Here is a 12,606-nt window from a genome sequence, read left to right on the forward strand (position 1 = left end):
TTTTCACGCGGTGGGCCGGTCCCCTACCGCGTGCTGCTTATTTCTTCATTGGCGACGTTTTTTGTGCTTTTTTTAGCGATTCTGATCAACAGAACACAGTTTCTCCGGTTGAATTCATCGGTTTTTACGTTATTGTGATCGCCATCACTTCCCGGCACTCCTGCCGCAGCGAAGAAAAGTCTTTAGAGAAAATCATGCACAAAACAGATGAACTGCGGACCGCGCGCATCGACAGCCTTGTCACGCCGCAAGAACTGGCGGAGAAGTTGCCGATCTCGGCGGAAATCGCGGATAACGTGACGGCCTCCCGGCAACGCATTGAAAAAATCCTGACCGGTGAAGATCGCCGCCTGCTGGTGGTTATCGGCCCATGCTCGATACACGATCTCGACGCCGCCGTAGACTATGCTGGCCGCCTGAACCAACTGCGCATACGTTACCAGGATCGCCTGGAAATCGTGATGCGCACCTATTTTGAAAAACCGCGTACCGTGGTGGGCTGGAAAGGCCTGATCTCCGATCCGGCGCTGGATGGCAGCTTCCAGGTGAATCGTGGGATCGAAATGGCGCGTCGGCTGCTGCTGGAAGTGAACCAGCTCGGCCTGCCTACCGCTACCGAATTCCTCGATATGGTGGTCGGTCAATACATCGCCGACCTGATCAGTTGGGGCGCGATTGGCGCACGGACCACCGAAAGCCAGATCCACCGTGAGATGGCCTCGGCGCTCTCCTGCCCGGTGGGCTTCAAAAACGGTACCGACGGCAATACCCGCATCGCCATTGACGCCATTCGTGCGGCGCGCGCCGGGCACATGTTCCTGTCCCCGGACAAACACGGCCAGATGACTATCTATCAGACCAGCGGCAATCCTTACGGTCATATCATCATGCGCGGTGGCAAAACCCCGAACTACCATGCTACCGATATCGTTGCCGCTTGCGACAGCCTGCGTGAATTCGACCTGCCGGAACACCTGGTGATCGACTTCAGCCACGGCAACTGCCAGAAACTGCATCGCCGCCAGTTGGAAGTAGCAGAAAATGTTTGCCAGCAAATCCGTGCCGGTTCTGCTGCCGTGACCGGCGTGATGGCGGAAAGCTTCCTGGTGGAAGGCACCCAGAAAATCGTGGCCGGTCAACCGCTCACCTACGGTCAGTCAATTACCGATCCTTGCCTGAGCTGGGCCGACAGCGAACAGCTGCTGGCCATGCTGGCCGATGCGGTAGATACCCGCTTCTGATGCCAAAGCCGGGGCGCCCGTCCCGGCTTTTTCTCCTGTCATCCGCTCATCTATACTGTTAGCAATTCTCGCAGTCTCCCTGGAAAGGATTTGGAACCTCGACATGATCCACTCACTGTTATCCATCCCCTGCGTCACCCTGCAAGGGGAACACAAAACGCTGGGGGATTTCCCCGCCCGAGCCTATCTGGTGGTTAACACCGCCAGTAAATGCGGTTTTACGCCGCAATACCGCGGGCTGGAAAACCTGTGGCAGTATTACCGCGAACGGGGGCTGATGGTGCTGGGCTTTCCCTGCAATCAGTTCGGTTCGCAAGAGCCCGGTAATCCCCTGGAGATCGCCAACTTCTGCACTCTGAACTACGGCGTCAGCTTCCCGCTGTTCAGCAAGGTTGAGGTCAATGGTCCTGGGGCGCATCCGCTGTTCAATGAATTGAAACGCCTTGCCCCGGGCGTATTGGGCAGCCAGCGAATCAAATGGAACTTCACCAAATTCCTGCTGACCGCCGACGGTCAACGGGTGAAACGCTTCGCACCGATCACCAAACCCGAGCGCCTGTTCGACCGCATTGAAACCCTGCTGAAATAACCTTGTTTTAGACGGGCTGAGCCCCTTCAGCCCCTGTCACCTTCCCTTCCTACAAAAAGGTTCCATCGGTAAGAAAATTTTCCTTGATGTAACCTTTCGTTCACATGATAATGATTCTCACTTTGATATTAATTGCTATTTAACGGTCTGTTTTATAAACACATGACGATGGATAATCACAATCACGACTTACCTGCCAAAACCGTAAGCCCCGCGGTGAGTGGCCTGACCTCGCCTCCCTGCTACGACAGCGCACAGCTGCTTGATGCAGACGGCGTGGCGATCATCATCCATCAGGGCCAGCGCTACCAGCTGCGGCAGACCAAAGCCGGGAAATTGATCCTGACCAAATAACACCCATCCCTCAACGCCAGCCACCCCGATCGATATTGATCCAGGCAGCCAGCAAATCTATTGATATGTTAAAAACATACGGAGAGTTGCGACATGCCTCTGATCCCTTACACCCGGCTGCGTTTATCCGCATTGAGTCTGGCGATTGCCTGCGCTCTGCCGACGGTGACTTTTGCACAAACCAACCACACGGCTTCTTCTTCCAGCGATGTGTCGGCTAAAACGGACAAAGCTAACGACGAAACCCTGACCGTTGCCGCCACCGGCAATGCACGCAGCAGTTTTGAAGCGCCGATGATGGTCACCGTGATCGAAGGCAATAGCCCTGAAAGCCAGACCGCCACCAGCGCCGCTGATATGCTGCGCCGCGTGCCGGGCATAACCGTCAATGGCACCGGCCGTACCAATGGCCAAGATGTTTTCATGCGCGGCTACGGTAAAAACGGCGTACTGACGCTGGTAGACGGTATCCGTCAAGGCACCGATACCGGTCATCTTGGCGCCACCTTCCTGGATCCGGCACTGGTAAAACGCATTGAAGTGGTACGCGGCCCTTCGGCCCTGCTTTACGGCAGTGGCGCACTGGGCGGCGTAATTGCTTATGAAACCGTGGATGCCGCCGATCTGCTGCTGCCAGGTCATGACACCGGGTTCCGGGTTTACGGCACCGCGGGCAGTGGCGATCACAGCCTGGGTATGGGCGCCAGCGCCTATGGCAAGACCGACAACCTCGACGGCCTGCTGTCATTCGGCACTCGCGACGTTGGCGATTTGCGTCAGGGCAACGGTTTTGACGCGCCCAACGACGAGACCATCAGCAATGTGCTGGCCAAAGGAACCTGGAAGATTGATGATGCCCAGTCGTTGAGCGGCGATTTGCGCTATTACAATAACAGCGCCCGTGAACCGAAAAATCCCCAGGATCCTGATTACTCCAGCAGAAATCCGATGACCAACCGCTCCACCATCCAGCGCGATGCGGCATTGAGCTATAAATTAAAACCCCTGGATCAGGAGTGGCTGGACGCCGACGTCAAGCTGTATACCTCTGAGGTCAAAATCAACGCTCACAATGCGGCTTCCACGGACGAATTCCGCAAACAAACCACTCACGGTGCCAAGCTGGAAAACCGCACCCGCCTGTTTGCCGACAGCTTTGCTTCGCATCTGTTGACCTACGGCTCGGAAAGCTATCAGCAAAAACAACATCCTGGCGGCGCTACCACCAGCTTCCCACAGGCGAAAATCAACTTCGCTTCCGGCTGGATGCAGGACGAAATCACGCTGCGTGATATTCCTGTCACCCTGCTGGCCGGCACTCGCTACGACAACTACAAAGGTAGCAGCCAGGGCCACAACGACGTCGATGCCGACAAGTGGTCATCTCGTGGTGCACTGACTTATTCACCAACCGACTGGCTGATGCTGTTCGGTTCTTACTCGCAGGCATTTCGTGCGCCGACCATGGGTGAAATGTACAATGATTCTCGCCACTTCCCCGGCAACTATTGGGTACCCAACCCGAATCTAAGACCGGAAACCACCAGCACCGCCGAGTACGGTTTCGGCCTGCGCTTTGACGATCTGTTGATGGCCGGGGATAACCTGCAGTTTAAAGCCAGCTACTTCGATACCGACGCCAAGGACTACATTAGCCTGTACGTCACACGGACCCAGACTTCGTCGCAAAATATCTCACGCGCTAAAATTTGGGGCTGGGATACGTCACTGGGCTATCAAACCCAGTGGTTTAATTGGGATTTAGCTTACAACCGCACGCGCGGCAAGGATAAGTCACGCAGCGGGGAATTGAACGGCAACAGCGGTGAATGGCTGAGCGATATCAACCCGGATACCGTCACCAGTTCGTTGGACGTTCCGCTGGGTGAAACCGGCCTGTCTACCGGCTGGGTCGCTACCTTCGCCGAGCGCTCCACACATGTGAAAACCGGCACCGCCGAGCAAGGCGGCTACGGCGTCAATGATTTCTACCTGAGCTATAAAGGCCGCGATCGTCTGCAGGGCGTTACCACCACCGTGGTGCTGGGCAACGCCTTCGACAAAGAATACTACTCGCCGCAGGGCATTCCGCAGGATGGCCGCAACGCCAAACTGTTGGTCAGCTATCAGTGGTAACGTTTTGAATCCGGCGGGCAACCCGAATGCCCGCCGATTGCACCTCTCACAGGAGAACTATCAATGAGCAATACCCTCTACCAACGCTACCAGCAGGCAAAAATTGATAACCCAGGCAAATACGCACGCGATCTGGCCGAGCTGCTTGGCGTCAGCGAAGCAGAACTGACCCATGCTCGCGTCGGTCAGGATACTCGTCGTCTGCAGGCCGATGCCCGCACCCTGCTGAACGAGCTGGAGCAGGTTGGCGTCACCAAATCCATCACCCGTAACAGCTACGCGGTGCACGAGCAGATGGGGCGCTACCTCAACCAGCATCTGAACGGCCACGCGGGGCTGATCCTCAACCCACGCGAATTGGATTTGCGGCTGTTCCTCAACCAGTGGGCCAGCGCCTTCGCCATGAGCGAAACCAACAAGCGCGGTGTGCGTCACAGCATTCAGTTCTTCGATCATCAGGGTGATGCGTTGCATAAGGTGTACACCACCGACGAAACCGACCTGGCCGCCTGGATGGCGCTGGTGGAACGCCACCTGAGTGCAGAAAACCCGGCGTTGGCACTGAAAGCCCCGGACGCCACCGTCAGTAACGCCGCACCGGACAACGAAAAGATCGACCGCGAATGGCGTGAAATGACCGACGTTCACCAGTTCTTCCAGTTGTTAAGCCGCAATAAGCTGACGCGTCAGCAGGCCTTCAAGGCCGTCGGCAACGATTTGGCCTACCGGGTGGATAACAGCGCCCTGTCCCAGTTGCTCAACGCAGCGTTGGGTCTGCAAAACGAAATCATGATTTTTGTCGGCAACCGCGGCTGCGTGCAGATCTTCACCGGTCAGATCGAGCGTCTGATGCCGCAGGAAGGCTGGATTAACGTGTTTAACCGTCGTTTCACCCTGCACCTGATCGAAGACGCAATTGCCGAAAGCTGGATCACCCGCAAGCCAACCAAAGACGGGTTTGTCACCAGCCTGGAGCTGTTTGCCGCGGACGGCACGCAAATCGCCCAGCTTTACGGCCAGCGTACCGAAGGCCAGCCGGAACAAACCCAGTGGCGTGAGCAGGTTGCCGCGCTTGAACCCAAGGACATTGCCGCATGAAACCCTCATTGACCCGTCGCCTGGCGTTGTGCATTGCGCTGGCGTTACCCTTCTCCGCTGCGGCGGCGGAACGTATTGTCTCGATAGGCGGTGACGTCACCGAAATTGCCTTCGCACTCGGCGCGGGCGATGAAGTGATTGCGCGCGACAGTACCAGTCTGCAACCAGAAGCCGTCAAAAAGCTGCCGGATGTCGGCTACATGCGTCAGCTTAATGCCGAAGGTATTCTGGCGTTGAAACCTTCGCTGGTGCTGACGACCGAACTGGCCGAACCGGCGCTGGTGCTCAAACAGCTGGAAGAAAGCGGCGTTAAGATCGTACGCATTCCGGGCGATACCACATTGCAAAGCGTGCCGGAGAAAATCGAGGTGATCGCCAATGCGTTGCAGCGTACCGAGCAAGGCAAAAAGCTGAGCCAACGGTATCAGCAACAGCTGGCGGCGGTGAAAACCGATGCTCTGCCGGTCAAGGTCCTGTTCGTCATGAGCCACGGGGGGATTACGCCGATGGCCGCCGGGCAACACACCGCCGCCGACGCGGTCATCACGGCAGCCGGTTTGAAGAATGCGATGCAGGGATTCAGTCGCTATCGTCCCCTGTCACAGGAAGGCGTGATCGCCAGCGCGCCCGATCTGCTGTTGGTCACCACTGACGGCATAAAAACGCTCGGTGGCCAACAACAATTGTGGAACTTGCCGGGCGTCGCGCTCACGCCAGCGGGGAAAAACCACCGCGTGCTGGTGGTTGACGATATGGCGCTGCTGGGCTTTGGGCTGGAAACGCCGGCGGCGTTGGCCAAACTACGCCACGCGGCGGAGCAAAAGTAATGCGCAGTCGCACTTCCCCACGCGTGGCGATTGCCGGCCTGCTGGTGTTACTGGCGCTGCTGGCGCTGGGTGCCGCCAATATGGGGGCATTGCCCCTGTCGTTTCGCACTCTGTGGCAACAGCCGTTCAGCGACACCGCCTGGCATATCTGGTTAAACATCCGTCTGCCGCGCGTACTGCTGGCGGTGGTGATCGGCTGTGCATTAGCGGTATCTGGTGCCGTGATGCAAGGGTTGTTTCGCAACCCGCTGGCTGACCCGAGCCTGCTGGGCATCAGCAGCGGCGGCGCGCTGTTTGTTGCGCTGATTATCGTGATGCCTCTGGCGTTGCCTCCGGTGATTGCCCTGTATGGCCATATGCTGGCGGCGTTCCTCGGCAGCATGCTGGTGTCGCTGTTGATCTACGGTATCAGCCGCAGCGGCCACGGCAGCCTGTCGCGCCTGCTGCTGGCGGGGATTGCCATCAACGCCCTGTGCATGGCGGCGATTGGCGTGCTGTCTTACCTCAGCAACGACCAACAGCTGCGTCAGTTCTCGCTGTGGATGATGGGCAGCCTTAGCCAGTCGCAATGGCCGACGCTGGTGGTGTGCGCTTCCCTGATCCTGCCGACCACCTTACTGACCCTATTACAGGCGCGTCGCCTGAATCTGTTGCAACTGGGGGATGAAGAAGCGCATTACCTCGGGGTCAACGTCCAGCGCGCCAAGCTGCAACTGCTGTTGCTTAGCGCCTTGTTGATTGGCGCCTCGGTGGCGATGAGCGGCGTGATTGGCTTTATCGGTCTGGTGGTGCCGCACCTGGTACGCATGCGCCTCGGCGGCGACCACCGCTGGCTGTTGCCCTGCTCCGCGTTGGGCGGTGCCTGCCTGCTGTTGGTCAGCGATACGCTGGCACGCACCCTGGTAGCACCGGCGGAAATGCCGGTCGGGTTGATGACCAGCCTGATCGGCGGGCCTTACTTCTTATGGCTGGTGATGCGCCAGCGGGAGCGTGTGGGTGGATAACGCCTCAAGCCTGACGGCGCAGCAATTGCGTTACAGCCTGGGTTCACGTCGGCTGATAAACGACGTTTCGCTCAGTATCGCCAGCGGCGAAATGGTGGCAATAATCGGGCCAAACGGCGCAGGTAAGTCTACGTTGTTGCGTTTGTTAACTGGCTATCTGGCTCCGGGTTGCGGCGAATGTCAGCTGCTAGGACGACCGTTAGAACAGTGGCAACCGCAGCAGCTGGCGAAGGTACGCGCGGTGATGCGCCAGCACAGTGATTTGGCCTTTCCTTTTACCGTGGAGGAAGTGGTCAGCATGGGACGCGCGCCGCACGGCAAACGCGATGCACGGCATGCGGTGCAACAGGTGATGGCGCAAACCGACTGCCTTGAACTGGCCCAACGCGATTATCGCCAGCTTTCCGGCGGCGAGCAGCAACGGGTACAGCTGGCCCGCGTGCTGGCGCAACTTTGGCAGCCACAGCCCACCCCGTCCTGGCTGTTCCTTGACGAACCGACTTCGGCACTGGATCTCTATCACCAGCAACATACGCTGAGGTTGCTGCGCACGCTTACGCGCCAACAGCCGATCGCGGTGTGCTGCGTGCTTCATGACCTCAATCTGGCCGCGCTATATGCCGACCGCATTTTATTGCTGCATCAGGGGCAATTGGTCGCCTCGGGCACGCCGCAGGAGGTGTTGCAGGCGGAAATACTCACCCGCTGGTATCAGGCAGATTTGGGGGTAGTACATCACCCGGAAGTGGCGTTACCGCAGGTGTATTTACGCCAGTAGTGGCAGTACCGGGTGCGGTACCCGCCGCGCCCGTCATCCTTTCATTTCATTGCAGTTAACTCGAGCAGGATATCTCCAGATGCTTACCCCAATCCGGCGGCAATGCGGCGAGATCGTCATATTCCGGCGCGTCAGCAAACGGCGTCAACAAGGCCTGATGCAGGCGCGCCAGTTTGCTGACATCATCCCGTTCGGCACTTTCAATCGCCTGCTGCGCCAGATAGTTGCGCAGGATCAGCTTCGGGTTCACCGCCTTCATCGCCTGTTGACGCTCAGCGTCGCTCACCTGTTCTTGCTGCAAGCGCTGGCGGTATTGTTGGTACCAACCGTCGAACGCAGCGCGATCGATAAATTCATCACGCAGCGGCGACTGCGCCTGTTGCTGTTCGGTATGACTTAACAAGCGGAAAGTTCGGCTATAGTCCCGGCCTTCTTGCGCCATCAGGCTCAGCAACCCGGTGAGCAAATCGTTATCCTGTTGCGATTGGGTGAAGAAGCCGAGCTTGGCACGCATCTGTTCCCCGTAAGCGCGCACCAGGGCCGGTTCATAGGCCGCCAGCGCCTGCTGCAGCTGTTCGGTACTCATCAGCCCGGACAGGGTCTGTGCCAGCCGATGGAGGTTCCACAGCGCCACCGCCGGTTGATTATCGAAGGCATAGCGCCCCTGATGATCAGAGTGGTTGCAAATATAGTCGGGCTTGTAGTCGTCGAGGAAGCCATAAGGGCCATAGTCGATGGTAAGCCCCAGAATCGACATGTTATCGGTGTTCATTACGCCGTGAGCGAAACCGACGGTCTGCCAATGGGCGATGAGCCGTGCAGTGCGTTCGACAACGTCGGTAAACCACAGTAAGTAGCCCTCCGCCTGATCTTGCAACTGCGGCCAGTGACGGGCAATGACAAAATCGGCCAATTGCTGCACCTGTTCCGGCTGCTTACGGTAATAAAAATGCTCAAAGTGGCCGAAACGCACGTGGCTTTCCGCTACGCGTAGCAACATCGCTCCACGCTCAGGTTGCTCACGGTAAACCGGCTCTTCACTGGTCACAATGGTCAGCGCACGGGTGGTTGGAATGCCCAGATGGTGCAGTGCCTCGGAGGCGAGGAACTCACGGATCGCCGAACGCAGTACCGCACGGCCGTCGCCCATGCGTGAATAAGGCGTCAACCCCGCCCCTTTCAGGTGCCAGTCCATGCTACGGCCGTCCGCCAGGCGTTGTTCACCCAGCAAAATGCCCCGGCCATCCCCCAACTGCCCAGCCCAAACGCCGAACTGATGGCCACTGTAAACCTGCGCCAACGGTCGCATGCCCGGCAGCAGTTTCTCACCCGCCCAAATCGGGGTTTTGTCCTGGGTAAACCAGCTTTCGTCCAGCCCCAGTTCGCGTGCCAGCGGTTCACTGTGATACAGCAAACGAGCGCCTTTCAGCGGAGTGGGTTTCAATTCGGTATAAAAACCGGCTAACTGATGTTGGTAAGCGTTTTCAAACTGCGGCATAGGCCCTCCGTTGCACCTAGTGTAGAGCTTGAACGGGGCGATTAACACAGAGGAAATGCAGGGAGAACGCATCTGCCTGATACCTGGGCAGATGCGGGGATCAGCGTTTATGCCGATACGGCTTTAAGACCTTTTTACGCTGAGAGGAAAAATACGCGTTCAGCGAAAAAATCATAATGAATAACAGCACAGGAATCACGGTAAACATCATCCAGTCCATTATTGGCTCCGTTGTGTGTAGTACTCTCAATTATTGTTATTGAACTCATCGGGTGTTACCCGTAACGCTGTCAGATTATCCACACCAACGCTAGGCCATAAAAAACCTTGTAGGCCAAAAACACCGGCGTGTCTGAGCTTATTAAAATATTCCCTCTTCTCAATTCCTCCGACGATTACCCCCTTACACAGTAGATTGATATTCTTTAATAACGAGTCAATGACCACGTCATATCCCTGATGGGTAAACAACTGCCAGTAAAAACGTTTGTCGATCTTCACGTAGTCGAATAACCCATCATACAAGGCGGTCAGGGTCGCCTGACCGGAACCGAAATCATCCAACCACAGCGAAAACAACTCGCTAAGCCGGAGGATTTTCTCATTGTTTTTGCCGGCCGAAAGATTCGGAAAGCCCTCACTGATTTCAAAGGCAATAAATGACCACTGCCTGATACGATCACAGAGTTGACCGTCAGTGAGTATCAAATCGACCAGGGTTTCTTCAATATTTAACGTCAACAAAACGTCGTTTTCGACAAACCAGGAGGCATTCTGTTCTGCCAATTTCAATTGCTCATTAAATAACTCAATCTTTTGCTCAGCGGTCAGTAAATTAATCCCAATGTCAGCAGGCATAGCCAAATCACCGTCCAGACTATTAAAGCGGTTCAGAATTTCCACCGCTAACAGCCTGCCCTCCATTGAGTAAACAGGTTGAAAAACATAGCTACTAATAAAGTCAGCTTCGAATTGTATTTTCATTTCAATGCCACAGGCTGAATGGCGAGCATCTCATCGTATATCAATATATTTTATCGATCAATCCCTCTGAGATTAATCGGAAATATCAATGCAATTAGTGATAACTTATCATTTAATTGATAGATTAAAGCTATGTTGCGTCCACTTGGCGCAGAGTCAGAACCAATTTGGCTTATGGCAAAATTGCCATCACTTCGCTGAATTTAAGGTGTATTTAGGTTAAGTGGTATATTCACTCTAAAAATTTAACTTATTGTCATTGTTTTCATTAAAGAAATTCTTAAACACATCTAAATATCAATTAAGCATGAAATCTGCACAAGCGCAAGCCTATCGCCAACTGATTAAATTTAATAACGCATCAATTCCGTACGTTATTCTTTGCATTGAAAATGCGAAAAAATGCCCACCTTGATTTTTAGGAAATTCATGCTACCTGGGATTTAGGTGGATTCCAGCCCCTAAGAATGGATAACAACAATAAAGCGCAGCCAACTTGAGATGTAAAAAAAGGATGAACACTGTCATCCTTTGATATTCAAAATTTGATTACTATTTGATCGTTTCTGCCAGCCATTGCCGCAGCTCGGCTAACTCGGTAGCCTGCTCCGGGAACTGAGCAATCAGCTTGTCGCAGCACTCAGCCAAGGCTTCACTGCGGTAAGCGCAACCCACCAGCATCTCTGCCAAACGCTGCAGCGGTGCCGGACTCAGGCTGTCGGTGAAAATCTGCGCCCGGCAGATCAACCCCTTTTCTACGTCAAAGAAGATATCCACCCCACCCCAGACAAAGCGTTCGTTCAGTAAATGGCTAAATGCCGGCGCCTTGCCGAAATTCCATTCCCAACTGCTCTGTTTGGCAAACTGCGCGGCGAAATCCGGCAGGTCGGGATAGACATCCGGTGAGATGATTTCCGCCGTAGCGGTCTCGCCATAGTAGTCAAAGAATGCCTGAGTCACCGCATCGCAGACCTGCTGGTGGCTGATGTCAGGTTTAAATTCCACCAGGTTGGCCACCCGGGAGCGTACCGAGGTGATGCCCTTGGCCTGCAGCTTTTTGGGATCCGGATTAAGATAATCCGCCAGACGGTTAAGATCGGCATTCAGTAATAAGGTGCCATGGTGGAACCCGCGATCCTGGGTTTCCCGATAGGCCGAGCCGGAGATTTTACGCACGCCTTCCGACGTTTCGATCACCAGATCATTGCGGCCCGATGCCGTGGCAGAAATACCCAACTGGGCCAACGCCTGCAGAATGATGCCGGTGGAAAGAGTTTTGTCATAACCCGGTTTGCCCGCCATAAAGGTAAAACAGGTGTTGCCCAGATCGTGGAATACCGCTCCACCGCCGCTGCTACGACGCGCCAGGCGAATGCCGTCCTGCTCCATTCGCCGGGTGTTGCACTCTTTCCATGGGTTTTGTGACTGGCCTATGACCACCGTTTCGGCATTGCGCCATAAGAACAGGATTTTCTGCGTGGTCATTTCGCGGAAGATGCACTCTTCCACGGCCAGATTGAACCAGGGGTCGTAAGAATCGGAAATCAGTAAGCGTAAGTTATTCATGGCGGTCTCCGCTAAGCACGTGATGCCGCCATGATACACCAAATCAACAGCTTAAGATTAAATGCGCCGCGCCTGCCAGTAGGCTTTTTTCCAATACACATTGTCCAGCGAGGATCGCATCACGCCACGGCTGGTGGAGGCATGAATAAACTGATCGTTGGTATCATAAATGCCAACGTGCAAACCGTTCTCACCGCCGCCGGTTTTGAAAAACACCAGATCGCCCGGCATCAGCTCATCACGCGAGACTTTGGTTCCAAGCGAGGTTTGTTCCACAGTCGAACGAGGTAGTTGCATATCGAAACGGTCGCGGAAGGTGCGATAAACGAAACCGGAACAGTCAACGCCGCCGCGATCGACCCCACCGTAACGATAAGGTGCGCCGTACCATTGACGCAGTTGCTCATTCAACTGAGCCACCACCACGATAGAGTCCGCCAGCCGACCGCTGGGCGGCGGTGCATGACTGCTACAACCGGCAAGAATTAAACTGGCTAATAAAAACCAAATACGCATCCGCATAATATCCCT

12 protein-coding genes are annotated in these 12,606 nt (G+C 55.5%); 8 read left to right on the forward strand and 4 right to left on the reverse strand.

Annotated features, from left to right (window positions below; genetic code table 11):
• The first annotated feature begins 194 nt into the window (after nt 1–194).
• From AC1RKC_RS02785 to AC1RKC_RS02820, 8 genes are all read left to right on the forward strand, one after another.
• Entirely contained in the window at nt 195–1,241 is a 1,047-nt protein-coding gene (locus AC1RKC_RS02785; RefSeq protein ID WP_046373703.1) for a 3-deoxy-7-phosphoheptulonate synthase, read from the forward strand.
• 103 nt (nt 1,242–1,344) lie between these two features.
• A complete protein-coding gene (locus tag AC1RKC_RS02790) occupies nt 1,345–1,830 on the forward strand; it encodes a glutathione peroxidase (RefSeq protein ID WP_020826646.1) in 486 nt (161 codons plus the stop codon).
• Nucleotides 1,831–1,992: 162 nt separating this feature from the next.
• Nucleotides 1,993–2,184, forward strand: a complete 192-nt coding sequence (gene hemP / locus AC1RKC_RS02795; protein WP_172958947.1) for a hemin uptake protein HemP — start codon at nt 1,993–1,995, stop codon at nt 2,182–2,184.
• Nucleotides 2,185–2,277: 93 nt separating this feature from the next.
• Entirely contained in the window at nt 2,278–4,320 is a 2,043-nt protein-coding gene (locus AC1RKC_RS02800; protein WP_046373704.1) for a TonB-dependent hemoglobin/transferrin/lactoferrin family receptor, read from the forward strand.
• Nucleotides 4,321–4,383: 63 nt separating this feature from the next.
• Nucleotides 4,384–5,418: a hemin-degrading factor gene (locus AC1RKC_RS02805; RefSeq protein WP_046373705.1), complete on the forward strand. Its 1,035-nt coding sequence runs from the start codon at nt 4,384–4,386 to the stop codon at nt 5,416–5,418.
• Nucleotides 5,415–6,245 carry a heme/hemin ABC transporter substrate-binding protein gene (locus AC1RKC_RS02810; RefSeq protein WP_046373706.1) on the forward strand — a complete coding sequence of 277 codons (831 nt, stop codon included), beginning with the start codon at nt 5,415–5,417 and terminating at the stop codon, nt 6,243–6,245. Before AC1RKC_RS02805 ends, AC1RKC_RS02810 begins: the two co-directional genes overlap by 4 nt.
• On the forward strand, nt 6,245–7,249 hold the full coding sequence (locus AC1RKC_RS02815; protein ID WP_122079087.1) for a FecCD family ABC transporter permease: 1,005 nt from the start codon (nt 6,245–6,247) through the stop codon (nt 7,247–7,249). Before AC1RKC_RS02810 ends, AC1RKC_RS02815 begins: the two co-directional genes overlap by 1 nt.
• Entirely contained in the window at nt 7,242–8,027 is a 786-nt protein-coding gene (locus AC1RKC_RS02820; RefSeq protein WP_197820765.1) for a heme ABC transporter ATP-binding protein, read from the forward strand. Before AC1RKC_RS02815 ends, AC1RKC_RS02820 begins: the two co-directional genes overlap by 8 nt.
• Before the next feature lie 55 nt (nt 8,028–8,082).
• On the opposite strand, the gene AC1RKC_RS02825 is transcribed toward AC1RKC_RS02820, so the two are convergent.
• From AC1RKC_RS02825 to AC1RKC_RS02840, 4 genes are all read right to left on the reverse strand, one after another.
• Nucleotides 8,083–9,525, reverse strand: a complete 1,443-nt coding sequence (locus AC1RKC_RS02825) for a protein adenylyltransferase SelO (RefSeq protein WP_493092145.1) — start codon at nt 9,523–9,525, stop codon at nt 8,083–8,085.
• Nucleotides 9,526–9,771: 246 nt separating this feature from the next.
• Nucleotides 9,772–10,509: an EAL domain-containing protein gene (locus AC1RKC_RS02830; RefSeq protein ID WP_115058954.1), complete on the reverse strand. Its 738-nt coding sequence runs from the start codon at nt 10,507–10,509 to the stop codon at nt 9,772–9,774.
• A 552-nt stretch (nt 10,510–11,061) separates the two neighbouring features.
• Nucleotides 11,062–12,075, reverse strand: a complete 1,014-nt coding sequence (gene lplA, locus AC1RKC_RS02835; RefSeq protein ID WP_261138230.1) for a lipoate--protein ligase — start codon at nt 12,073–12,075, stop codon at nt 11,062–11,064.
• A gap of 57 nt (nt 12,076–12,132) precedes the next feature.
• Nucleotides 12,133–12,597 carry an NlpC/P60 family protein gene (locus AC1RKC_RS02840; protein ID WP_041414519.1) on the reverse strand — a complete coding sequence of 155 codons (465 nt, stop codon included), beginning with the start codon at nt 12,595–12,597 and terminating at the stop codon, nt 12,133–12,135.
• Nucleotides 12,598–12,606: the final 9 nt, after the last annotated feature.

The sequence above is a fragment of the Serratia sp. GW822-FHT06E05 genome (genome assembly GCF_058799445.1).